This window comes from Flavobacterium sp. (assembly GCF_024305175.1).
Taxonomy (GTDB): domain Bacteria; phylum Bacteroidota; class Bacteroidia; order Flavobacteriales; family Flavobacteriaceae; genus Flavobacterium.
In genome coordinates, this window is sequence record NZ_JAMWYY010000013.1 from 17,832 (window position 1) to 44,161 (window position 26,330).

16 protein-coding genes, 1 tRNA gene and 1 pseudogene are annotated in these 26,330 nt (G+C 42.9%); 8 read left to right on the plus strand and 10 right to left on the minus strand.

Annotation, left to right across the window (positions count from 1 at the left end; translation table 11 throughout):
- Positions 1-390: 390 nt before the first annotated feature.
- From Q0K96_RS04910 to Q0K96_RS04925, 4 genes are all read left to right on the plus strand, one after another.
- Positions 391-4,584, plus strand: coding sequence for a choice-of-anchor J domain-containing protein (locus Q0K96_RS04910; RefSeq protein ID WP_297332892.1), 4,194 nt, complete (start codon positions 391-393; stop codon positions 4,582-4,584).
- 168 nt (positions 4,585-4,752) lie between these two features.
- On the plus strand, positions 4,753-9,534 hold the full coding sequence (locus Q0K96_RS04915; RefSeq protein WP_297332893.1) for a T9SS type B sorting domain-containing protein: 4,782 nt from the start codon (positions 4,753-4,755) through the stop codon (positions 9,532-9,534).
- Between the two features lie 58 nt (positions 9,535-9,592).
- Positions 9,593-10,090 (plus strand): hypothetical protein, encoded by a 498-nt coding sequence (locus Q0K96_RS04920; RefSeq protein ID WP_297332894.1) that lies wholly within the window; start codon positions 9,593-9,595, stop codon positions 10,088-10,090.
- A 10-nt stretch (positions 10,091-10,100) separates the two neighbouring features.
- On the plus strand, positions 10,101-10,835 hold the full coding sequence (locus Q0K96_RS04925; RefSeq protein ID WP_297332895.1) for a hypothetical protein: 735 nt from the start codon (positions 10,101-10,103) through the stop codon (positions 10,833-10,835).
- On the opposite strand, the gene Q0K96_RS04930 is transcribed toward Q0K96_RS04925, so the two are convergent.
- Positions 10,836-11,354, minus strand: a complete 519-nt coding sequence (locus Q0K96_RS04930; protein WP_297332896.1) for a YetF domain-containing protein — start codon at positions 11,352-11,354, stop codon at positions 10,836-10,838. It abuts the gene before it with no gap.
- A gap of 141 nt (positions 11,355-11,495) precedes the next feature.
- Here Q0K96_RS04930 and Q0K96_RS04935 point away from each other — a divergent pair, with 141 nt between their 5' ends.
- Complete coding sequence (locus Q0K96_RS04935; protein ID WP_297332897.1) at positions 11,496-12,017, plus strand: hypothetical protein; 522 nt, start codon at positions 11,496-11,498, stop codon at positions 12,015-12,017.
- 40 nt (positions 12,018-12,057) lie between these two features.
- Here the strand turns inward: Q0K96_RS04935 and Q0K96_RS04940 are convergent, their stop codons facing one another.
- The 8 genes and pseudogenes from Q0K96_RS04940 to udk form a co-directional block, all read right to left on the minus strand.
- Positions 12,058-12,642 carry a hypothetical protein gene (locus Q0K96_RS04940; RefSeq protein ID WP_297332898.1) on the minus strand — a complete coding sequence of 195 codons (585 nt, stop codon included), beginning with the start codon at positions 12,640-12,642 and terminating at the stop codon, positions 12,058-12,060.
- 19 nt (positions 12,643-12,661) lie between these two features.
- Positions 12,662-12,735: transfer RNA gene (locus tag Q0K96_RS04945), tRNA-Pro, on the minus strand.
- A gap of 56 nt (positions 12,736-12,791) precedes the next feature.
- The gene (locus Q0K96_RS04950) at positions 12,792-13,265 is read right to left on the minus strand and encodes a GyrI-like domain-containing protein (RefSeq protein WP_297332899.1); all 474 of its coding nucleotides are present in this window, start codon (positions 13,263-13,265) and stop codon (positions 12,792-12,794) included.
- A gap of 87 nt (positions 13,266-13,352) precedes the next feature.
- Positions 13,353-13,430, minus strand: a pseudogene (locus Q0K96_RS04955) (30S ribosomal protein THX); the annotation flags it as partial.
- A gap of 75 nt (positions 13,431-13,505) precedes the next feature.
- Positions 13,506-15,644 carry a methylmalonyl-CoA mutase gene (gene scpA, locus Q0K96_RS04960; RefSeq protein ID WP_297332900.1) on the minus strand — a complete coding sequence of 713 codons (2,139 nt, stop codon included), beginning with the start codon at positions 15,642-15,644 and terminating at the stop codon, positions 13,506-13,508.
- A gap of 11 nt (positions 15,645-15,655) precedes the next feature.
- Positions 15,656-17,032, minus strand: a complete 1,377-nt coding sequence (locus Q0K96_RS04965) for a methylmalonyl-CoA mutase subunit beta (RefSeq protein ID WP_297332901.1) — start codon at positions 17,030-17,032, stop codon at positions 15,656-15,658.
- 11 nt (positions 17,033-17,043) lie between these two features.
- Complete coding sequence (locus tag Q0K96_RS04970; RefSeq protein ID WP_297332902.1) at positions 17,044-17,397, minus strand: septum formation initiator family protein; 354 nt, start codon at positions 17,395-17,397, stop codon at positions 17,044-17,046.
- 85 nt (positions 17,398-17,482) lie between these two features.
- Entirely contained in the window at positions 17,483-18,091 is a 609-nt protein-coding gene (gene udk / locus Q0K96_RS04975) for a uridine kinase (protein WP_297332903.1), read from the minus strand.
- 160 nt (positions 18,092-18,251) lie between these two features.
- On the opposite strand from udk, the gene Q0K96_RS04980 reads away from it, so the two are divergent.
- Complete coding sequence (locus Q0K96_RS04980; protein ID WP_297332904.1) at positions 18,252-19,586, plus strand: alpha-glucosidase C-terminal domain-containing protein; 1,335 nt, start codon at positions 18,252-18,254, stop codon at positions 19,584-19,586.
- Positions 19,587-19,701: 115 nt separating this feature from the next.
- A complete protein-coding gene (locus Q0K96_RS04985) occupies positions 19,702-23,541 on the plus strand; it encodes a T9SS type A sorting domain-containing protein (protein WP_297332905.1) in 3,840 nt (1,279 codons plus the stop codon).
- A gap of 73 nt (positions 23,542-23,614) precedes the next feature.
- Here the strand turns inward: Q0K96_RS04985 and Q0K96_RS04990 are convergent, their stop codons facing one another.
- Complete coding sequence (locus tag Q0K96_RS04990; protein WP_223054190.1) at positions 23,615-25,204, minus strand: peptide chain release factor 3; 1,590 nt, start codon at positions 25,202-25,204, stop codon at positions 23,615-23,617.
- Between the two features lie 105 nt (positions 25,205-25,309).
- Here Q0K96_RS04990 and Q0K96_RS04995 point away from each other — a divergent pair, with 105 nt between their 5' ends.
- The gene (locus Q0K96_RS04995; RefSeq protein WP_297332906.1) at positions 25,310-26,323 is read left to right on the plus strand and encodes a type IX secretion system membrane protein PorP/SprF; all 1,014 of its coding nucleotides are present in this window, start codon (positions 25,310-25,312) and stop codon (positions 26,321-26,323) included.
- Positions 26,324-26,330: the final 7 nt, after the last annotated feature.

The window sequence follows — 26,330 nt, forward strand, 5'->3', positions numbered from 1 at the left end:
TACTATGTAATTGCTTATGGATCTTCACAAGCAATGAATAATTCTTATGTGAGTAATACATATTTAGATCAAACCTCCATATCCCCAGTTGGTGGTACGACAATAACTAATCCGAACGCTTCTATAGTATGGAAAATTGAAACCAATGGTTCTGGTTATTCAGTTTATAATGAAGGTATTACAAAATATATATCATATACTGGTAGTAGTAACAATGTACAAATCGTTGATAATGTATCTTCAAATAATCAAAGATGGAATATTACATATGTATCAAATTTATTTGTATTTACAAATTTAGGGGTTAACACGCGAGTTTTACAATATAATTTAGGTTCTCCTCGATTTGCTTGCTATACTACAAGTCAACAAAAATTGACATTGTATAAAATGGCTTCTACAGGGCCGACTCCAACATTAACAACAAACACAACAGCTTTTACATCTAACTTCGGTAATGTGCTTGTAGGTTCTAACAGTGCGGGTAGCCCGTTTACAGTATCGGGCAGTAACCTTACCTCTAACGTTACTGTAGCAGCCCCTAACACTAACTTTCAGGTTAGTTTAAGCGAATCTTCAGGCTATGCTTCATCGGTGTCTGTAAGCTATGGTTCGGGCACTATAACAAATGTCCCTGTATATGTGCGTTTCACGCCACAAAGTGCAGGAGCCAAGTCGGGCAACGTTACATTATCATCCGGCACGGCAAGCCAGTCGGTTGCGGTTTCGGGTACCGGCGTTGTTCCTTCTGCAACACTCGCGGCAAGTCCCGCACTTACAGAAGCTAACCTTAACGGTGCAACTGCAACAGTTACATTATCGAACAGTATTTATGCTGCCTCATTAACAACAGGCAATTTTACATTAAACAATGCGCCTTCGGGTGTTTCTGTAGCTTCGGTAGTACGTAACTCCGATACACAGGCAACGCTTACTTTTGCCTATAACAATACAGATTTTGACAGTAACGTTACTAACTTTAATGTTACTGTAGCTTCTGCAGCCGTAACAACAGGTTCGGTACTTACAACGGGTAATATAACCATAACCGCTGTTGCCGAAACGTTATCATCATCTGGTACGCTTGCCATTGGTAACCAATGTATCAATACCACATCTTCAGCATTTAGCTTTGTAGTTACGGGCAGTAACCTTAAACCCGGCGATATTACTGTTGCAGCAGCATCAGCATATACATACTCTTCATCTTCTGAGGGTACTTATACATCAACATTAACATTCCCACAGTCGGAATTGCCAAAAACCATATTTGTAAAGTTTACGCCTACAGCCGTACAATCATACGGAAATATAAATGTATCGGGAGGTTCGGCATCTTTAAATAAAACTGTAACCGCTGCCGGTGTTAATACATCAGCTACTGTTACAACCGCAGCTGCTACGGGAGTTACCACTACCGAAGCTATATTGGGAGGTAATGTTACGGTAGAAGGGTGTTTAACAACAGACCTTAAAGGTGTTGTTTATGCCACAACAACCAACCCCGCCATAAGTGGCAGTGGCGTAACACAGTTAAATGCTTCAGGTGCAGGCTTAGGCAGTTTCACGGTTAACGCTTCAGGGCTTTCAAGCGGTACACGCTATTATGCAAGAGCATTTGCAAGAAACACAGCCGGTACTGTAGTATATGGCAGTCAGATAACATTTGATACGCCATGCGACCCTATTGCGCTACCGCTAACAGAAGGGTTTGAAGATACTTCTTTCCCTCCGCTATGCTGGACTTCATTTATAGGTACAAACGGGCTTGGCACGTCAGAGAACTGGGAACACAGTACATCTGCTGCTAACAATTTTTCTACAGGTTCTGCACATATAGGGTACGAAACTGTTACTACAGGACAAAAATCGGAAGACTGGCTTGTAACTCCGGGACTTATTTTACCGGATACAGATGGTTCAATAGAATTAAGTTTCTTTGAGCAACAAGTTTATACTACAGATTATTTAAATGAGTATTATGTTAAGATAGCAACATCAACGCCTTCAAACCCTGCATCTTATACCAATATTGCGAGTTATACAGAAGCTAACCTTTCTGTTGGAGAATTCTTTAAAAGGACAATAGATATAACTGCTTATAAAGGACAAACGGTATATATTGCTTTTGTAATGGCGCAAAATAATGGTGATGAGTGGTATATAGATGATGTAGCTGTTAAAGAAATATTACCCCCACTTGAAGTGCCTGTTGCTACAGAAGCAACCGATATAAGTACAACAGGTTTTACTGCAAACTGGGAAGCTATTAGTGGCGAAGGTGCAACTTACAGAGTAGATGTAAGTACACTGGAAGAGTTTGGAACTTATGGCCCGGCACAAACTACTACAGAAGACTTTGAAAATATACCTGCAAATGTAGGTAGTTATGCACCAAGAAACTGGACAGGTGTAAACGGTGTTGAATGGCTTGCTACATCTGCCCGTACCGACCAAACCATAACAGGAAGAGCTATAACACTTAATGAGTCAGCTACACATTATCTATTATCATCTGAACTGCAAAATGGGCTTACAAGCCTTTCATTTAATGCGCAACGTAAATTTGGTTCAGGGTCAGACTCAGCAACATTAACAGTTAAAATACTTACAGGTTCTGATTTTTCGGATGTAACGACACTTGGAACTCTTGTTGTTGCACAAAACATTGTACAATATAGCAACAACAGCATTACAGGTATTACAGGCAGTTATAAAATCAGGATTGAGAGTGATGGTGGTGAAAGGATTGCTATAGATAACCTTAGCTTTACTACAGGCCCTGTGCTTACGACCTCTTATGTTGAAGGATATAATAATGCTGATGCGGGTTCTGCCACTTCATTAGATGTTACCGGGCTGGAACCAAGCACTACTTACTACTATAGGGTTAGGGCGGTGCTTGCTGCGCAAACCTCAGCTAACTCAAACACTATAGAAGCTGAAACAGGCCTTATAAATGTATGGAACGGTACTGCATGGACAGCGGGAGTTGTGCCAACATCTGTAGATGATGCCATTATAGAAGGGCTGTATGATACAGGTACAGAAGGTACTTTCAGCGCATCGGTACTTACAGTTAACGAAGGTGGTAGTATGGTTATAGCTTCGGGTGACAACATTTTAGTTACCAATGAGGTTATTAATAATGCCGAACCGGAAGACTTTATAGTAGAAAACAACGCGAACCTTATACAGATAAATGATAATGCTGTTAACACCGGAGAAATACACGTGCTTAAATCAAGCTCGCCGCTATACAGGCTCGATTATACAATATGGTCGGCTCCTGTAGCAGGGCAAAACCTTAAGCTGTTTTCGCCTAACACTGTTCCTACCCGTTTTTACAGCTACAGCGAAGCGCTTGATATCTATACAGGTATAGACCCTGTAGCTAACGACTTTACACCGGGTTACGGTTACCTGATACGCACGCCTAACAACTGGGTTGCCTATGCCGAAGGCGTTGCAGGCCAGCAATGGACAGGTACTTTTGAAGGTACGCCAAACAATGGAGAAGTAACCGTGCCAATGCAAAATACTGCAAACGGCTTTAACATGGTGGGTAACCCTTACCCGTCGCCAATAAACATAAGTGCTTTCCTTACAGAAAATGCAGGAGTTATAGAAGATGGTTCAGCACTTTATTTCTTCAGGAAGCGTAACGATACTTCGGCAAGTTCACCAACCTATGCTACAATAACACTTGGCGGTTATACCGCTAATACGGCAGCAGGCGGAGATACAGGCGATGGCGTGTTCTCTAACCCTGATAATTCATCACAATGGGTTATCAATCCGGGACAGGGCTTTTTTGTAAAAGCGGAAGGAGGCAACCTTACCTTTAACAATGCTATGAGGAGGCCGGTTAACAACGGACAGTTTTTCAGGACGGCTCAGGATGAAACACAGCAGGCATCGCGCTACTGGATAAACATGACAGGCAATAACAGCGAGTTCAGCCAGATGGCAGTTGTATATAAAGAGGGTAAAACACTTGGTATAGATTATGGTTGGGACGGTACTGCCCTTATGGGTGACGGGGCTGTAAACCTGTATTCTACTGCCGAAGAAAAGACACTTGCTATACAGGCAAGGCCGGCATTCCAGTCGGATGACGTTGTAAATGTTGGCTTCAGGGCTTCACAGCCGGGTAGCTATACCATAAGCCTTGACCATGCCGATGGTTTATTTACTACAGGGCAGAATATTTACCTTATTGACAAGGTTGCCGATGTATCGACTAACCTTCAGGAAACTGATTACAGCTTTACTACAGAAGGAGGACAGTTTGATGAACGCTTCCTTATAGTGTACAATCAGGCATTTTTAGGCAATGATACACCTGTATTTAATGCTGATGCTGTAGTGGTTTACCAAAACAATGGTGATATTACAATAGAGGCAGGTAAAACTACTATAGAAACTGTAACAGTATATGACATTAACGGAAGGGTTATATATACCGGTAATAATGTTAATGCAACTGCTACGGTAATTAAGAACCTTCAGGCAGCACAACAGGTTCTGATAGTTAATGTTGCGACAGAAAAAGGTACTGTAAGCAAAAAGATAGTTTTCTAAGATAAAGAAACGGATACTTATAAAAGATGCCCCCTGCCAAAAGCAGGGGGTTTCTTATTTATTGAAGTGAAACTATAACTTTAAGAACATTATTTGTGAATTTAAGGTAGGGTATTTTGATTTGTGTATGTTTTTAACATAATTTTAGTTGCTAAACCTGCATAACCAATGAAAAAAGCTATACTCTTTCTGTTTTTTACCTTATTTGTTATAAATCTATCTGCGAAAGCCAACAATGCATTTGCTCCTGTTAATGACAATTGTGCTAATGCAACAACACTTACTGTTAATTCAGGTAATGCATGCACGGCAACATCTGTAGCATCATTTTCGGCTGCAACAGTATCTCCGGAAGGCAATACCTGTACACCTGCCACAACAGGTGATATATGGTACCAGTTTACAGCAACCGCTACATCGCATACTATAGCATTATCAAATTTTACTGGTACTCCGCAGCCTGTTGCCATGGTTTTATATCAGGGTACAGATTGCGGTACATTAACCCAGATGTATTGCAGTATAAACAATGTCATCTTAGCAACTTCTTTAACGGTAGGCAATACCTATAAGCTCAGGCTTTATTTTAACGCTGCAAACCCGTCTTTAACGGCAACTACTTTTAATGTATGCGTAACTACGCCACCGCCACCATCAGGCAACAACCAGAGCGACTGTGTTATCACCACAATAAATTTTGATTTTGAGTCGCCTGCGCCTACAGCTACCATATACCCAATTTTCCTGAATCATAACGTGGTACAGGGGTGGCGCACAACTGCCAGCGACCAGATGATGGAGTACTGGCCTGTGCCAAATTATGAAAATGTCCCTGCCTACAGCGGCATACAGTTTATAGAGCTTAATGCTAACCTCGTTTCCGGAGTATACCAGGATTATCAAACGCCTGAGGTTACAACTTTTACCTATGGTTTTGCCCATCGGGGGCGTCAGGGTACAGATACCTGCCAGCTATTGGCGGGTCCTCCCGGCGGGCCATATACGCCTGTGGGTTCGCCTGTATCTACAGGTAACACTGCGTGGAGCTATAATACCGGTACTTATAATGTTCCTGCCGGGCAAACCATAACGCGTTTTATATTCCAGTCGGTTTCAAGTGTAGGTGGGGCCAGTGTGGGCAATTACCTCGATGCTATTACTTTTACCGCCAATAACGGCATATTATCGCCCAATCCTTACAGTATGAATTGCGGTGATTTAATAGCAAATGTAAATGCGGCAGGTACAGGTACGTGGGTGCCTCATGCATCTAATCCTTCCGAAGTAATAATAGCGAATGCATCTTCGGGTAATACTACCATATCAGGTTTTTCTGCGGCAGGAATGTATTATTTTGACTGGGTTACTCAATATTGCACCAGTACATTAGAAATATCTTTTACAGGAGATGAGGTTCAGCCACCGGTTGTACAGGACGTTACCTACTGCCAGGGAGAAACAGCGACTGAGCTAACGGCAACTGCCTCTCCTGGAAATACAATTAACTGGTTTACGGGTGCGCCCCCCGTGCCCAGTACGGCTGTTACAGGAACATTTACTTATTATGTTAGCCAGATAGCGCCTAATGGCTGCGAAAGTGTAGCAACTGCTATAACCGTAACAGTAAACCCTCCTGGTGATGCCGTAACCGGATTTACACTGCCCGTGGCTGCATGTGCAGGCAGCACTGCCATACTACCTGAAACAGACGAAGGCTTTACAGGTGGTGGTATCTTTAGCGCTGAACCGGGCCTTGATATAAATGCAGCTACAGGGGAGATAGACCCCGCTTCGAGTATGCCCGGTGACTATACAGTAACCTATGCGGTAGCGGCCAATGAGTGTACAGGTGCAGGGATTACACAGGTTCCTTTTACGGTTTATGAACTGCCGGCACAGGCTGATGTAACTGTTTCACAACCCAATTGCAGCATTGCCACAGGTACTATAACAATAAACAGCCCTACAGGCACAGGTTACAGCTATAGCATAAACGGAACCGATTTTCAGTCCGCAGCAATGTTTAGCGGGCTTGTGGCAGGAACTTATTCGGTTACGGTTTTAAACCAGTTTGGGTGCAGCTCTGTACTAAATGGAGTTACTGTAAATGCAGCACCTGTAGTACCGGCAACACCAACAATTAGTGTTGCACAACCTACCTGTACAGTTGCTGACGGAACAATTACCGTTACTGCTCCGTTAGGGGCAGCCTATACCTATAGTACTAATGGTACAGACTTTCAGGCTTCGCCCGTGTTCAATAATATTGCTCCCGGTAATTATACAGTAACAGTAACTAATACAGATGGCTGTAACGCAACTACCACGGCCATTATAAATGTACAGCCGCCAACGCCTGCCGTTCCTGTTGCAACAGTATCAAATCCTGACTGTACTATTCCTACAGGTACTCTAACGGTAAACTCACCTACCGGGGCGGGGCTTACGTATAGCCTTAACGGTATTAACTATCAACCTTCAACGGTATTTACAGGACTTGCAGCAGGAGATTATACAATAACAGTAAAAAACGCACAGGGATGTACTGCGGTATCTTCAGTATATACTATTGATATTGCTCCTACACCTGTGCCTGCTATAAATCGGACTATTACCCAGCCCAATTGCACAGTATTTACAGGAGAGGTAACTGTAAACGCACCTGTTGGCCCTCAATATACGTATAGCCTTGATGGTGTCAATTATCAAACAGGTACAGTATTTACAGCAGTTGCTGCGGGTAACTATACACTTACTGTTTTAAATACAGATGGCTGTACTGCTACATCAGTTGTTGTTATAAACAATGCTCCCGGAGTTCCTGCCGTACCTGTTGTTACAGCAACACAACCCGATTGCAGTATGCCGTGGGGTACATTGGTGGTAAATAGTCCTATTGGTGCAGGCATTACATACAGTATAGATGGTGTTAACTATCAGGTTAGTAATGTATTTACAGGACTTGCAGAAGGTACTTATACCGTAACCGTACTTAATAATTTCGGTTGTTCGGCTACATCGGGCAGCTTCAGTATAGATGCGCCTCCGGCGCTTGCGCCATCGCCACAGCTATCGGCCTCGCAACCTGATTGCCTTACAGGAGTAGGCACCATATCCGTAGGTTCGCCTATTGGCACTGGTTACACCTACAGTATAGATGGCACCAACTACCAAAGCAGTACATTGTTTACGGGGCTTGTTCCGGGTGTTTATACCATATTGGCAAAAAGTCCTGACGGCTGTCTTGCAGGAGCATCTATAGTTATAAATCCTGCTCCCGGCACTCCTGCTGTTGCCGGTGTACTCGTTTCACAGCCTGATTGCAATTCTGCCACAGGCACAATTACGGTTACCGCCCCAACCGGTACAGGTTTAACCTATAGCATAGACGGTGTAAACTTTCAGCAGGGTACAACTTTTTCCGGCCTGGCGCAGGGTTCTTATACTATAACGGTTAAAAATAATGCAGGTTGCATATCAGTAACAACTCCTGTTGCGGTTAACGCACCGTTGCTTATACCGCAGCAACCCCAGATAACGGCAACCCAGCCTACGTGCACAGACCCTACCGGCGCAATTACCGTTATTTCTCCATTGGGCGCGGGGCTGACATATAGCATAGATGGAATGAACTTTCAGGCATCTCCTGAATTTACAGGGCTTACCCCTGGAGTGACCTATAATGTTATGGTGCAAAACAGTACTGGCTGTACAGCAACATCATTACCAAGAACCATATATGATGCCCCCGAAGTACCTGCAATACCTTTTGTGACAGTAGAGCAGCCCGATTGCGAAAGCAGCAGAGGTTTTATAAGGGTAGAGTCGCCTGCGGGTGCCGACATCCGCTATAGCATTAATGGCATATCATTTCAACCGGGTAATCTCTTTACCAATGTTGTACCGGGCACCTATACGATAACAGTCCGTAATGGTGACGGCTGTACAGCGTCGGTATCGGTAACGGTAAATCAGCCCCCCGCAGTTTCTGATGCCGGCACTATAGCGGGACCAACACAGGTTTGTGAAAATGATATAGCACAGTTTACCACTACAGTTGTTGACGGAACGTGGTCGGTTAGCGATGAAAACCGGGCTACCATAAGCAGCACAGGAGAACTGACGGCTTTATCTTCTGGTAATGTAATTGTGTATTATACCGTGCAGGAACCGGATAAATGTGCCGCTACAGCCGAACTCTCAGTTTGGGTTACAGGTGCGCCCCAACCTGTTTTAAATAATGGTACTATCTGCAGGGATATAGAAACAGGCGAATACGGCACTGCCGAGCTGAATACAGGGCTTTCTGCAGCCGACTACTCATTTGTATGGTATAAAGGCTCAGATGCTATTGCAGGAACTAATGGCTCTATAACCGTTACAGAACCCGGCAGCTATACCGTTGAGGTTACAAGCCTGCAAACGGGCTGTACGGGCAGCGCAACCGCAACCGTTATACCATCATCAAGAGCAGTGATAGATGTAGAAGTGGGGGAGGATTTCAGCTACAGCCAAACTATTACAGTAAATGTAACAGGCGGCTCGGGCGATTATGAATACCAGCTTAATATGGGTGGTTACCAGGACTCTCCTGTATTTACAGGTATCAGGGAAGGGGAGTACCTTATCACCGTAAGAGATAAAAATGGCTGCGGCTTAACGATTGCCGAGGTGTATGCGCTTAATTACCCACGTTATTTCAGCCCTAACGGAGATGGCGAGCACGATACATGGTTTGTGGAAGGGCTTAAAGGAAGGGATGATGCCAGCATTTATATTTTTGACCGATATGGTAAAATTGTAGGATATGTGGCGGGCGGCACCCCGGGTTGGGATGGCACTCTTGAAGGCAACGTACTCCCCGCTACCGATTACTGGTTTAAGTTGTTTTACACATCTTCCAACGGCAGTAAGAAAGAATTTAAAGCGCATTTTTCACTGATAAGGTAAATTTAATTTTATGTAGCGCAACCTTTCTCATTATCTGCATCTTATTGGAAAACACACTATGAAAAAAATTACACTTGTGTTGTACAGCCTGCAGCTTTTTATGCTTACAGGTTGTTGCTGGTATTGCGTGGATGACGAAATTCCCCCTATGAATAATTATGAAGCTGTTATAATAACCCGTGCCGAACTGGAAAGTGCAGTACAGGTTTTACCACCACATGCTGTTGAAAAAGCCGGAAAAATTTACATTAAGGATAACCTGATGTTTATCAATGATAAAAATTCAGGATTTCATGTGTATAACTACTCCAATCAGCAAAACCCAGTACCCGTAGCATTTATTAATACGCCCGGCGCTACCGACCTTGCCGTGCGTAATAATACCATTTACATTAACCAGGCGGTTGACCTTCTTACATTGCAATATAACCCGGACACCAACACTATACAGGTTACCAAACGCAACCGTAACGTTTTTCCTCAAAAAGAGGCTCCCGATGCCAGCTATGCAGGTTTAAATAATGATGAGATAATAATTGACTGGCAACTTAAATAACAAACGAATCATGAAAAAATATATACTATTGTTGCCTGCCCTGCTTATTATGTTTTTAAGCGGCTGTTCTTCTGACAGTGATACTGCTGCGAATGCTGACGGTACCGGAGGCTCTCTTGCTGTTTTTGTACTTAAAGGGAATTACCTGTATGCTGTAGATCATTCTAACCTTAATGTATTTTCGCTGCTTAATGAAACCGAGCCTGTAAAAGTAAACACTATAAATGTTGGTTTTGATATAGAAACTTTATCCATCCAGGGAGATTTCCTTTATATAGGCTCTACAAACGGAATGTTTATTTATTCAATAGAAGACCCTGAAACCCCCGAGGAGCTTTCGGCTGTGCAGCATTTTACAGCCTGCGACCCTGTTATAGCTACCGAAACGCATGCATTTGTAACATTACACTCTACCACATGGTGTGGCAACAATATTAATGCGCTCGAAATATATGACATTGCCGACAGGGAAAATCCGTTACTGGTACACAGGCGTAACCTTACTGAACCAAAAGGTATTGGCCTATATAATAACTATCTGTTTGTTTGTGATGATGAAATAAAAGTTTTTGATGTAACAGACCCCGAAGCCCCGACTCTTGTTACCAGCATAAACCGTTATTGCTTTGATGTTATAATTAAAGATGATACACTATTTGCAATAGGTAATGAAGGTGTTTACCGATACAGCCTTAACGCATCTGACATTACAGCTATAACAGAGGTTAGCAGCATCGCGTTTTAATCATTTTTTAGCCACGTTTTGCAGTGTCTGGCTGTCGTCATCCTTTAGTTTAGATATAACGGTTATTTCGCCGGCGGTTTCCAGTATCATAGCATCGATATCTGAAAGGGTGCCTATGCCTTTTTTACGTGCAGCTACATATACTTCTTCTATAGTAATGCGTTGTTCTTTCAGCACATCGTTAAACACTTCGCCCTTATAAAGCAGTAATGACGGCCTGCTGGTAATTAGTTTTTTTACAGGTTTGTAGCGCACCGAAAGCCATGTAATACTATATTGCAGCCCTATAAAGAGCAAAAAAACCAGTACGCCGTCTGCAAGGGCTACATCTTTATTCAGCGTTACCGTAGCAAAAGCCGAACCTAATGCGATTGTGATAATAAAATCAAAGGCATTCATTTTAGAGAGTGTCCGCTTACCGGAGGTGCGGAGCATGATTATGAGGGTTATGTAGGCTAATACAGTAATAATAACAGTGCGTACTATACTTTCCCAACTGTCAAAAAATATCTTGTTCATGAGTATTTATTTTATCTCATACAAGTTACTAAACGCATTACAGATATGACAGTAGTTTAATAAAGCATTAAATATCCGGCTTTGCACCAGGCTACCGTATGTATTACAGAATATTCTATATTTACCAAAATAATATAGCAGATGAGAGAAATTCTTGCCGCAGTTGCAGAACAGGAAAAAGGAGAGTTTGATTTTACAGAAGCTATGTTTAATGGATTCAGGGGTTCAAAAGTGTTTGTGACCTATTATCGGTTAAAGCTGGATTATAAAGGCAATACAATTACTATAAACTATGAATTAGGGAACCATAATATGGCAAAAATAGAAATGGAGATTAAAAACACGGAAGTTATTCCGCAGTTTTTAGTGACCAACAGGAGCCAGTATTACAGGTTGCTTTACCGTAAAGCGAATATTCTAAAAGTAGAATGTAATAATCTAGTTTTTAAAAGATTTATTGAAGAGTTGTTTTTCTCTACAAGTTTAGAGTTGATTGCGAGGAATAATTTGTTTGAACCGAAGATTCGCACTTCGTTAACAGATAGTGGCATGAAAATGCTTATAACCGATTTTAATGTAGCATTTTCTGATAAAAAAGGCGCACTTTTAGCCCTTATTGATTTTTACAAAAGCATTGTAGATTATTCTGAAAACAGGGTTTAGGTTATTATACTTAAAATGCTACTACCCATTAACTAAACAATTAGCTCCACTTCTCTAAACTCCAATTATCAACTAATCTTTCAATCAAAAGAGTATCATTCCAAATTCCATAAGGCGATAATTTCTTTTGTTCTGTAGTAAGATTTTTAACCAGTTTTCTATGCAATGTTTCTGTATCAACAATATGCCAGCCTAAAAACTCACCTCTTATTATGTGAGAGTTTCTCATAAATCTTGGCATGTCAAAATTGTTTACAGGGTAAGAAGATACCCACTCTACAATATTTCGATTATTCGCTGCTGATAGCGGAAAGAATATCATGTATCTTTCTTTAGAGCTAACCAACATATCAAAATCAACAGGTCGGTTAGCATATAATCCGGATAAAACTCTTATCAAAGCACCCAATATTTCATGTTTATGAATGTAATGCAGATATGCCTTTCCTTTTGGTGTGTTGATTTCAAAAACATCACCTAATTTAATTCTTTTCGTTGATAACCAATAGATTTTAAAAGTTTTTACTCGCAAGCAATTTATAAATAAGAAAACTAATATACATTCCAGAAGTAAGATTATATGTTTAGAAATATTACTGGATAAAAAAACCACCTGATTGCTCAAGTGGTTTTTGTATAATTTGTCGGGAAGACTGGATTCGAACCAGCGACCCCTAGCACCCCATGCTAGTACGCTACCAGGCTGCGCTACATCCCGAACTTTTTATTTTGGGTGTGCAAATATATTTATTTGTACGAATAAATAAAAAACGATTATTTAAAATCTGCCTGCACGGATACGTATATATCTACTTCGGCATCCTGCCAGTCGTGGCTACGCTCATCATACACTTCAATATCGGCTTTATAAGCGCGGGCAAAATCCTTTTGCCATATATCCTGCCACGTATTAGCAATACAGTCAGGCATTTTACCTTTAGCTGTAAATTTAATATAATCGGCAGGTGGTATAACAATGCTTTCCATGCCTTCAGGCACAACAGCACCCGGTGCCACCCTGCAACCTATAAAGTATGAAAATTGTTGAGTATGGTCGCCTTCATAATCAAAATATACTGCATACAGCTTATCATCAAGCTTTTCAGGTACTTTTATAAAATATTCGCCTTGTTCAAATTGTTGCCACAGGCTACCGCAATCTTTTCCCGACTGTCCATTGGCATTTGTTGTTTTAGTGGGTAATGCTATTCCGGCAAGGTACAGGGTATCTAAATATTGCTTTTCCATAAGAGTGTAAATAAAAAGGCAGCCGCACCGGCTACCTTATCAATAAGATTTAGTTTAATTGTTTGAGGATTCAGTGCTTCCGGAATTTTTATCCTTTGGCCTTCTTACTCCGAATGAGCCACGCCAAATTTTTCCTCTTTTGGTTTTCTTGTCTCCTTTTCCCATAAAAGTTATAATTTGAAAGTTACTACACTCTCAAATTTACAAAAACAAGTTAAAAATCCCAAACCAGATTATTGGTTACTCGTCAAATCCATGTATCAATATCTCAAGTATTTTAATAGCAGCCTCACTTATGCGTGTGCCGGGCCCAAATACAGCCACAGCGCCCGAATCAAAAAGGAACTGGTAATCCTGTGCCGGTATCACACCACCAACAATAACCATTATATCTTCACGTCCGTACTTTTTAAGCTCTTCAATAACCTGCGGAACCAGCGTTTTATGCCCTGCAGCCAATGATGATACCCCAAGTATGTGCACGTCATTTTCTACCGCCTGTTTTGCGGCTTCTGCCGGGGTTTGAAAGAGCGGTCCGATATCTACATCAAAGCCCACATCAGCATAACCGGTAGCTACAACTTTTGCGCCGCGGTCGTGCCCGTCCTGACCCATTTTAGCAATCATGATGCGCGGGCGTCGGCCTTCAAGCTTCGCAAATTTATCGGCAAGCTGCCTCGCCTTTTCAAAACTTTCGTCGTTCTTTATTTCTTTACTGTACACACCGCTGAAAGATTTAATTTGTGCTTTATACCTGCCGTAAACTGTTTCTAGTGCATCGCTTATCTCGCCAAGCGTTGCCCTATGCCTTGCGGCATCTACAGCTAAAGATAGCAAATTACCCTCTCCCGACTTTGCCGCTTCAGTAAGCTTTTGCAGGCATTCTGAAACTTTTTGGTTATCGCGGGATGCTTTTATGCTTTCAAGCCTTTCAATCTGCTGCCTGCGTACCGTTTGGTTATCTACCTCAAGTATATGCAACGGGTCTTCTTTTTCAAGGCGGTATTTGTTTACCCCTACAATTATATCCTGTCCGCTGTCAATGCGCGCCTGCTTGCGTGCAGCCGCTTCTTCTATCCGCAGTTTTGGTATTCCGGCTTCAATAGCCTTAGTCATACCGCCCAGTTCTTCTACCTCCTGTATAAGCGCCCATGCCTTTTGCGCTATTTCATTAGTCAGGCTTTCTACATAATAGCTGCCTGCCCATGGGTCAACCGTTTTAGTAATTTTGGTTTCTTCCTGAAGGAAAATCTGTGTGTTACGTGCTATACGCGCCGAAAAATCTGTTGGCAGTGCAATAGCCTCATCAAGCGCATTGGTGTGTAAAGACTGTGTGCCGCCAAATGCTGCTGCTGCGGCCTCTATACATGTGCGTGCCACGTTATTAAAAGGATCCTGCTCGGTAAGGCTCCAGCCACTTGTCTGGCAGTGGGTGCGCAGTGCGAGCGACTTCTGGTCTTCCGGATTGAATTGCTGTAACAGTTTTGCCCACAGCATACGCCCTGCGCGCATTTTGGCAATCTCCATAAAATGGTTCATACCAATGGCCCAGAAGAACGAAAGGCGCGGGGCAAAGTCATCTATTTTCATTCCGGCGGAAAGTCCTGTACGAATGTACTCCAAACCATCGGCAAGGGTATAAGCAAGTTCAATATCGGCAGTAGCACCGGCTTCCTGCATGTGGTAACCCGATATACTTATTGAGTTGAACTTTGGCATGTTCCTGCTGGTATATTCAAATATATCAGCTATTATTTTCATAGATGGGGCAGGAGGGTAAATGTAGGTATTCCGCACCATAAACTCCTTAAGGATATCATTCTGGATGGTTCCCGAAAGTTGTTTGGGTGCAACGCCCTGTTCTTCTGCCGCCACTATATAAAATGCCATGATGGGTAACACTGCACCATTCATGGTCATCGAGACCGACATCTCCCCAAGCGGAATCTGGTTGAACAACACTTTCATATCCTCAACACTGTCAATTGCCACGCCTGCCTTACCCACATCGCCCACTACACGCTCATGGTCACTGTCATAGCCCCTGTGTGTAGCAAGGTCAAACGCTACCGAAAGCCCTTTTTGGCCTGCCTCAAGGTTGCGGCGGTAAAACGCATTACTTTCTTCGGCGGTACTAAAACCTGCATACTGGCGTATTGTCCACGGGCGGCGCACATACATGGTTGCATAAGGGCCGCGCAGGTTAGGTGCAAAACCGGCTGCAAAACCAATATGTTCAAGCCCGGTAATGTCCTTTTCAGAATAATGTTGCTTTACAGCTATGCCTTCGGCGGTAGTAAAGGTTTCTCCTTTATTCTGATGATTATCAGCTTCCGGTTTTTGGGCTAATGTAATATGTTGAAGGTCTTTTCTTTTCATGCTTCTTGTTTCTATTTAACAACAGATGTATCTTCCGCATCAAGTCGTTCTTTTTCAATTCGCTCGGCAAGTCTTCTTTCTATAACAGGTACAATAAGCGTTTTACGCGAATCTGTTTTTACAAACGGATACAACTCTATATCGCCGTTCATCCTGTCATTTTTATTGGGATATTTATTAGTGCCGAGCAATATTTCTTTACCACTGTCAAAAAGCTCCTGCTCTTTGGCAGCGCTTTCCTGTATTTTTCGTTGTATAGTCCCTTCTTTCAGCTGGTGAAGAAAGCCACCATTAGCCTCAATGTCTTTAAATAATGCCAGTGCCTTTTCCGCCAGTTGGGCCGTAAGCTCTTCAATATAATAAGCGCCATCGGCGGCATTATTTACTTTATCAAAATAGCTTTCGTGTTTTAAAATAAGAAGCTGGTTGCGGGCTATCCTGTCGCCAAACTCATTATCCTTGTGGTAAATGGCATCATAAGCCATATTGCTCACAGCATTTGCACCACCCAATATCGCACTCATGCACTCTGTTGTGGTGCGCAGCATGTTTACATTATAATCATACAGGGTTTTATTCCTTTTAGATGGCGTTGCCAAAATATGGCATTCTTCGTTATGCCCATATTCTTTAGCTACAACGGCAAACAACTGCCTTAAAGCCCTTAGCTTGGCTATTTCAAAAAAGTAATTGCACCCGACAGAAACCTGTATAACTACAGGCTTATTTATAGTTGCTATAGCATTAAAGTATTCGTTTGCATATGCAAGGGTGTAGGCTATCTGCTGTACAATATTTGCACCCGCATTTTGGTAAAGGCCGGCATCAGTGCTCAGGAAACTGATATTGCTGCATGCAATGGCTATGGTATTAAGCGCATCAAGGTCTTTTTCCATATTGCCGAACCAGTTACCATCTTTAGCAAGGTGGCCTATAGGGTCGAGCATCACATAAAAAACGGTATCATTTTGCTTTGCAATACTGTCTAACCGTTTAACGAAATCGATTGAGAGAAAACCTAATTTAAAATAAACAGGTGTTGCTTTTAAATCTATTGCATTTAGTAGTTTGTCTACATCAGTCCCTTCATTATCTACGGTAAAACGGATACTCTCGGCACCACGTTTTAATGTTGTGGCTGCCCTTTCGGCAGATTTATCCACATCATGCACATAGATATCCTGGCAAATGCTGAAAGCGGTATTGTTGCCTGTATCCGCTGCGGACACAGTTTCATCATAATGATAAAAAGGCTTTACTTTTATACCTTCCGGGCTTTCCCAAACAAGTGTTTCGTTATAATCGGCTCCTTTAAGCTCAAATTGTATCTGCTGTTTCCATTGCTTGGATGATACATGCTCAAAACCTTCAAATAGTTGTTCGCTCATGCAGTTCTTTTTTATAAAGCTTTAGAGGTGGTTTGCTCTTCGGGCACTTCTTCCTCAAATTCAATTATATAAATATCTTCGTCCTCGCGTTTCATATAATATTTTTCGCGGGCATATTTTTCGGTTTGGTCAGGGTTCTGCAGCTGCTTAATGCTGGTGCTGTCTTTCCTTATTTCCTTTACGTAGTATTCCTTATTTTCCTCCAGTTCCTTTATTTCATTATCCAGTACCGGATGATCAAAATAAAGCGAGTAGTTATCAATAAAAACCATCCATACAGCAAAAAAAATGATAACCAGTACATAGCGGTTCCCTATAAATTTAAGGAAAGGGTATTTAGCGGTTAATTTGCTGAAAGGTTTCATATTGTAAATTTATAAACTATTACAAAGTAATATGTTTTTTAAGCCAATTATCTTTTGGTATATAGCTAATTGGCAAATATAGGTATTATAATATCCGTTGGTTAATAACGGCCCTTACCACATCAATGGCTACTGTATTATAACGGTCGTTAGGAATAATTATATCGGCATGGGCTTTTGTAGGCTCAATAAACTGCTCGTGCATGGGTTTCAGTGTAGTCTGGTAGCGGTTAAGCACTTCTTCCATGTCCCTGCCGCGTTCAGCAATATCCCTGCGCAGGCGGCGTATAAGCCTTTCGTCAGAGTCGGCATGAACGTATATTTTAATGTCAAACATATCACGCAGTTTGGGGTCAGATAATATCAGGATGCCCTCTACAATCATTACTTTACGCGGATGTGTTACTATAGTATCGTCAGTGCGGTTGTGGGTAACAAAAGAGTAAACCGGCTGCTGTATAACATTACCTTTTTTAAGCTCGGTAAGGTGGGTTGCAAGCAGTTCAAAATCAATTGCCCGCGGGTGGTCAAAGTTGATTTTTGCACGGTCTTCAAAACTCAGGTGGGAGTTATCCCTGTAATAGGAGTCCTGAGAAATTATCCCCACCTCCGTAAGCGGAAGCTCGTTCATTATCTGGTGTACAACTGTTGTCTTACCGCTTCCGGTGCCACCTGCAATTCCTATAATAAGCATTATTTAAATTGTATTGTTTTGCGTTGATGCAAAAATAGCAATTATAAAAGGTGTTTGTATAATGCACTGCATTTTAAATCAAGATTTAATATTGGCAGCTACAATCGGTAATACATTAATAAAAAATATAGCTATATTTGAACAAAGAGTGCCAAACGCTATGAAAAAACTACTGATTGTATTTGTAATACTGTATTGTATTGCCACTGCAGCCGCGCAGGAAATTATATATGAAACCAACAGCCCTGCTTTTTTTGACAGCAACAATGACGCCGTGCAGGATGAGGAAGGTATAATGCAACGCATTGAATACTTATACCGACTTGGTTTTACATCTGTAATGCTTGGCGAAAATTACCTGCCGGGTTTTACTGAAACGATTTATGATAACAATAAACTTCCTGAAGGTTATACATCATTAATAACAACTTTAAAAAAGCGAGGGTTTAAAGTATATCAGGCTGTTAATATTTCAGCCGTATCAGATAATCATCCGTGGTATACAGAATCTTTGGATAAGCCCGCTTCAGCATACAGCCGCTATATTATGTATGCCGATAAGCAAAATAAACAGCCTGTAAGAACAGCAGGGGGTATGATAGCCCTTAATGTAAAAGAGCCTGCCGTAAAAGAATATTTTATAAAAGTGCTTGGCAGCCTTAGTGCCGGGCTTGATGGTTTGCGGCTGCAGCAACAAAAACATTCTATAAGTTTTGGTAAGGAGTTCTGGAACCCCGTTACAGAAGCTCTTAAAAAAGTGAATCCGGAAATGCAGGTTTTCCTGATGCCTGAAGAAGGCGCAACTGTAAATACCTATTTTAATAACGTCAATGCGGATAAAGTATATGCAGGGACTTTAAGCAAAGCTATCATCCAAAAAGATAAAAGAGCCATTACTGCTATTGCCGACAGTATATTTAAATCGCCTGATACTACCGCAGCTATTGTTTACCTTGACACACCTGCACAGGGCACATCATATAAAGAAGGACAATTAAAAGCCTTTGCTGCTGCAAACATTTTGCTGGGCGGGCTGCCATCTGTTACTTCGGGACAGGAATATTATGGAAGTGTGTCGGCTAACGAGGCATTTGTATGGAAAGAGCCACTGAAGCGCAGTGAAAAAGAAGCCTGGTTAAAGGAAAAGGGTTTAGAGTGGGAGCAGGCACAAAAGAATGAACTTTCATTATGGAACTTCTACAGGGAGCTTATAAGCCTCAAACGCAGGTATCCCTCTATAGGTAAAGGCACCTATAAGTATATAGAAAACAGTGCGCCGAACGTACTTACTTTTGTGCGCGATGCCGGTACTGACAAGGCTTTTGTAATGATAAACCTTTCAGGCGAGCAGCAGGAAGTTACCATGACAGATTACAATTTTAAACTCGATGCCTTGTTACTTGTCATGGGTTCTGCCAACTATAACTTTAAAACAGCAGGGCGCACAGTGGTTTTGCCTCCTTACCAGGTTCAGGTTTGGCGCATCATGAAGTAGAATGTTAATTTACATTAGGTTAAACTTAATTTTATTTGCAGGAAACACCGCCCAGGGTATAGATTAATACTTTTGGTTGCAATGACTTACATGCAATTAATAATTAATTTATGCTATGGTAAAAAAATTACAACCTACTTTTAAAAAAATCTGCGCATTTGCCGTATTACTGGCAGTTTCACTGTCTTACGGGCAATCTGCGCCAACAGCCACACCGGCTACAAATGTGCTTTCGGGCAGTTTTACTGCTAACTGGAATGCCGTTACCGGCGCTACCGGTTACTATCTTGACGTTAGTACCTCGCCAACTTTTGGTACAGGTACTTTTGCAACCGACCTTTTTATATCTGAATATATAGAAGGTTCAGGCTTTAATAAGTATATAGAAATATATAATGGTACAGGTGCAGCGGTTAACCTTGCCAACTATGAGCTAAGGCTTTTCAGTAACGGTTCTGCCACACCGTCTCAAACACTCGCGCTTAGTGGCAGCCTTGCTAACGGCGAAGTTGTTATATACCGTAATTCACAGGCAGCAATACACGCTTTTACTTTAACCACAATAGTAAATAATACCGTTATCAATTTTAACGGAGACGATGCTGTCGGGCTTTTTAAAGTAAGTACGAATGCCTATGTAGATGTATTTGGCAGCATAGGCCAGGATCCGGGTAGCGACTGGTCAGCGGGTTCATTCAGCACAAGCAATAATACCCTGGTAAGGAAACCTACCGTTACAGGAGGTGTAACCAATACATCAACCACAGGATTCCCGACACTTGCAGCAGAGTGGACAGGATATCCTAATGATACAGGTACTTATTTAGGCAGCCATACTTTTTCAGGTGGTTTTACACCTTCTTTTGTAGCCGGCTACAACAGCCTTGATGTTGGGAACGTTACCTCTTACCAGGTAACCGGCCTTGATGATAACACAGTTTATTACTACAGGGTAAGGGCCTATAACGGCACAGGCACATCTTCCAATTCCAATACTATAAATGTTACTACAGCATCATGCGCTGCTGTACCGGTACCAACCGTTGCACCGCTAACACTTTGCAGCCCTGCAACAGTAGCCAACCTTACTGTGGTATCTGGGCAAAACCCACAATGGTATAGCGCCATAATTGGTGGTACTGCATTGGCTTCAACAGCCACTGTTACCTCAGGTACTTATTATGCTTCGCAAACCGTCAACGGATGCGAAAGCGGCAGAGTAGCCGTTCCGGTAATAGTTAACCCTTCACCGGATGCACCACAGGTTACCAACCTTTCTTTCTGCGGAAGCACTACAATAGCCGACCTTACAGTTACATCGGGTACTAATCCGCAATGGTATGCCGCCCAGACAGGCGGTACGGCACTTGCCGGTACAACAGCAGTAACTACCGGTACTTATTACGTTTCTCAGTCAAATGGTACGTGCGAAAGTGCAAGGGCTGCTGTGCAGGTAACAGTAAATATGATTCCGGATGCACCTGTTGCTGACGCACTTTTACTGTGCGGAGCATCAACAGTTACTGATTTAACAGTAACATCAGGGCAGGGCATACAATGGTATGCTGACGAAACCGGGGGTACAGCGCTTATGGCAGATGCTGCCGTAACCACAGGTACCTATTATGCTTCTCAAACGGTAAACGGTTGCGAAAGCACCAGGACAGCCGTGAGTGTAACGGTAAACCCGATACCTGCCGCACCAATAGTAACGCCACTTCTTTTCTGCGGTACAGCCACAGCCGCCGAACTTACAGCCACTACAGTGGGAGCACCAATTTGGTATGCCGATGCAACAACTACAACAGCTTTAGCAGCCGATACAGCACTTGCTACAGGAACTTATTATGTTTCTCAGATAGTTGATGGCTGCGAAAGTGAAAGGGCAGCCGTTACCGTAACGGTTAACCCGATACCGGATGCACCTGTTGCGGCAAGCCAGCTTTTTTGCGGTACTGCACAGGTTAGCAACTTAGCTGTTACTACAGGAACTGCCGTGCAATGGTATGCTGCCGAAACAGGCGGAACAGCGCTTATGGCAAATGCTGCCGTAACCACAGGTACCTATTATGCTTCTCAAACAGTAAACGGTTGCGAAAGCACAAGGACAGCCGTTAGCATAACGGTTAACCCTGTACCTGCAATACCAACAGTAACACCGCTGCTTTTCTGCGGTACGGCTACTGCAGCAGAACTTACTGCCACTACAGAAGGCGCTGCAATATGGTATGCCGATGCTGATACTGAAACAACTTTAGCTTTAGATACACAACTTGCTACAGGAACATACTATGTTTCTCAAATAGTTAATGGCTGCGAAAGCGAAAGGGCAGCCGTTACCGTAACGGTTAACCCGATACCTGCCGCACCGGTTGCTGCTGAAACTGTGCAGGAGTTTTGTGGCATGGCTACTTTAGAAGATATAAACATTACAGGTGACGATATACTATGGTATGCTGCCGCCAACGGAGGTGAAGCGCTTGACGCTATTACAGCCCTTACCGAAGGTACAGCTATATACTATGCCTCGCAAACGGTAGGCGGTTGTGAGAGTAATGTTAGGACAGCCGTTGCTGTTACTTTAAACGTAACACCTGCACCGGAAGCAGAGGATATAACCCTTTGTGGTATGCCGACAGTTGGCGAGCTTACAGTTGCCGGTGCTGAAGATGTACAGTGGTACAACGCTGAAACAGGAGGCGAAGCCCTGGCTGCCGATGCTGCTGTTACAACAGGTACATACTACGTTTCTCAAACTGTTGATGGCTGCGAAAGCGTAAGGGCAATGGTTCAGGTTACAGTAACACCAGCCCCAGATGCACCAACTGCCGATAACCAAAGTTTTTGCGGTACTGCTACTGTAGCAGACCTGTCTGTAATTTCAGGCGATATGCCGCAATGGTATGCTACAGAAACGGGCGGCATGCCAATATCTGAAAATACAGTTTTAGCGGAAGGTACATATTATGTTTCGCAAACCATTAATGGATGCGAAAGTGCAAGGACTGCCGTTCAGGTAGAAATCAATGCAGTTCCGGCTGCACCTGCAATCACCAATGCAAATCAGGTATTCTGCGGTTCAGGTATGATTGAAGATATAGATGTTGACGGGCTTAACGTAGTTTGGTATGCTTCTTCTTCGGGTGATGAAATGCTGGATAATGAAGCTCCGCTTCTTGAAGGGACAAGTGTTTACTATGTTTCACAGATTGTAGATGGTTGCGAAAGTACAGGCCGTACGGCTGTAATTGTTATCCTGAATATTACTGAGGCACCTGTTGCTGAAGAGATGACATTTTGTAACGGTGCAACAGTTACCGAACTTATGGTAACCGAAGGCGAGATGCCGTTATGGTATGATGCTGCTGATGCTACAGAACCGCTTGCTGCCGATGCACTACTTACTACAGGTACTTATTATGTAACACAAACTGTTGATGGCTGCGAAAGTGAAAAGGTTGCTGTTGCAGTAAACATAACAACTGCTGACACCCCTGAGGGTGATGCAGTACAGGAATTTACTGCCGGAGACACCATTGCCGATTTTGATGTTACAGGAACGGATATTGTATGGTTTGCTGATGCAGCATTAACACAAATGCTTGAGCCTTCTGCATTGTTGGAAGATGAGGTTACCTACTATGCAGTTGCATATAACGGCGACTGCCCAAGCGAACCGCTTGCAGTAACCGCAGATGAAGTATTAAGCACAGTTGATAATGTAAAGGCGACTTTCAGGTATTACCCTAACCCGGTAACAGATGTACTTACTATACTTAACAGCGAAACCATAACATCTGTAAGTGTGTACAACCTTTTAGGCCAGCCGGTGCTTGAAACCAAAGGTGGTGTAACAGAAGTGAAAGTAAACCTTTCATCGCTTGCTGCGGGCACTTATGTGGTAAGGGCAACATCTGCCGGAGCAGTACAATCATTTAAAGTGGTTAAAAATTAAATAGGTTATTATTAGATAAAAATCCCCGCATTGAAAAGTGCGGGGATTTTGCTTTTATATAAGATGAAGTGTGTTAATCAAATTCAGAAGTAAAGAACAGCTTAACGCTTGGGTATTTTTGCTGTGTCATCTGTATTGAAAATTCTGAATCGGCAAGGAAAACAAGCTGGTCATACTTATCCTTGGCAAGGAATTTTTGCTTGATACGCTTAAATTCGGCAAATTCTTCATTTTTAGGATCTTCGGGCTTTACCCAGCAGGCTTTATAGGCAGGGAAGTTCTCATAGCTGCATTTTGCGCCATATTCGTGCTCCAGCCTGTACTGTATAACTTCATATTGCAGTGCACCAACTGTACCGATAACCTTACGGTTGTTCAGCTCCAACGTAAAAAGTTGTGCCACGCCTTCGTCCATTAGCTGGTCGATACCCTTTTCAAGCTGCTTGGCTTTCATTGGGTCGGCATTGTTAATGTAGCGGAAGTGTTCCGGGCTAAAGCTTGGTATGCCTTTAAATGCCATTTGTTCGCCCTCGGTAAGTGTGTCGCCTATTTTAAAATTACCTGTATCATGCAGGCCTACAATATCTCCCGGATAAGAAATATCAACGATTTCCTTTTTCTCGGCAAAAAAGGCATTCGGACTGCTGAACTTTAGGTTCTTGTTGTGGCGCACGTGCAGGTATGGCTTGTTGCGCTCAAACTGGCCCGATACTATTTTAATGAACGCCAGCCTGTCGCGGTGCTTGGGGTCCATGTTGGCATGTATCTTAAACACGAATCCCGAAAATTTATTCTCATCAGGCTGAACGGTGCGGGTATCACTGTCTTTTGGCCTGGGCGATGGTGCTATTTCTATAAAGCAGTCCAACAGTTCGCGTACACCAAAGTTATTTAATGCCGAACCGAAAAACACGGGCTGCAGCTTACCGTCAAGATATTGCTGGCGGTCGAAAGCCGGATACACTTCAGATATAAGCTCAAGCTCCTCGCGCAGCTTATCTGCCGGTTTGGCACCGATGAGCTTATCAAGCTCAGGGTTATTAATATCATCAAAGGCAATGGTTTCCTCTATGTTCTTGCGGCTGTCTCCGCTAAACAAGTTAATATTCTTTTCCCAGATATTGTATATACCCTGAAAATCATACCCCATACCGATAGGGAAACTAAGCGGTGTAACGGTAAGCCCCAGTTTTTGCTCTACCTCGTCCATCAGGTCAAAGGCATCTTTACCTTCACGGTCAAGCTTGTTGATGAAAACCAGCATGGGTATGTTGCGCATACGGCAAACCTCTACCAGTTTTTCGGTTTGTTCCTCAACACCCTTTGCCACGTCTATTACCACAATAACGCTGTCAACCGCTGTAAGGGTACGAAAGGTATCCTCGGCAAAATCTTTGTGGCCTGGGGTATCTAATATGTTTATCTTTTTGTCTTTATAGTTAAAGGCAAGTACCGATGTGGCAACCGATATACCACGCTGGCGCTCTATCTCCATAAAGTCGGATGTAGCACCTTTTTTTATCTTATTACTTTTTACGGCTCCGGCCTCCTGTATGGCGCCACCAAATAGCAGCAGCTTTTCGGTAAGCGTTGTTTTACCCGCATCGGGGTGCGATATAATGCCGAAGGTGCGCCTTCTTTTAATTTCGTCAGTAAAACCCATTATAAAATTTAGCTGTTACATTTAAAAACCGTGCAAAAATAGGGTTTATATTTGGGATAATAATAAGACGAAGCACCTAAGCTTTTAAAAACTGCCAATGAGGTTGTGCTGAATATTGCTGAAAATGTTACTTTTACAAAAATTGCGGCACAAAAGCAGATAAAAGAAAAACATATTGTAATGACGAATCGTTACTTAACCCTGTTGCTATGGTTCAGCCTCTTCGGTACTTTAGTTTGTCCGGGTTGGTATTGCCACGCCCAGCAGGAGCCGCAATACAGCCAGTATATGTATAATACCCTTACGGTAAACCCGGGTTATACAGGCAGCACAGGCGGGCTTGATGCCATACTGCTGCACCGCTCGCAGTGGATAGGTATAGATGGCGCACCGCGCACGCAGGCGCTTGCAGTACACTCCCCTGTGTGGAATGAAAGGGTAGGGCTGGGCCTTAGTGCGGTTAACGACAGGATTGGCCCAGCAGATGAGTTGTATATTGATGGTAATTTTTCTTACACATTATATTTAGGCATGCAGGGCAGGCTTGCATTCGGGCTTAAAGCCGGGGCACGCATACTGAATATTGACTGGAGCAGGGGGCGCTACTACCAGGAGGGCGATCCGCTTTTAAATACCAACATCAATAACAGGGCTGCCGCTACCATAGGCTCCGGTGTTTATTATTATACCGATAAGTGGTATGCAGGAGTATCAGTACCCAATTTTATCCGCGATAATTATTATGACGATATACAGGAAACGGTGGTTTCTGACAGGCTTCACTATTACTTTATAGGCGGTTATGTGTTCGATCTTACAGGGAGCATTAAGTTTAAGCCTGCCGTACTGGGCAAGGTTGTTTCAGGCTCGCCTGTAACGGTAGATGCTTCGGCCAACTTCCTGTTCCAGGAAAAGTTTACGTTTGGCGCTTCTTACCGGTGGGACGATTCGGTTAGCGCGCTGGCGGGTTTCCAGATAACAGAGCAGTTGTTTGCGGGCTATGCTTTTGATTATTCGGTAACAGAACTGAATAAGTATAACGATGGCTCTCATGAGTTTATACTGCGTTTTCAGCTAATGCCCAAAACAGCACGGATAAAATCGCCGAGGTTCTTTTAAAACTACC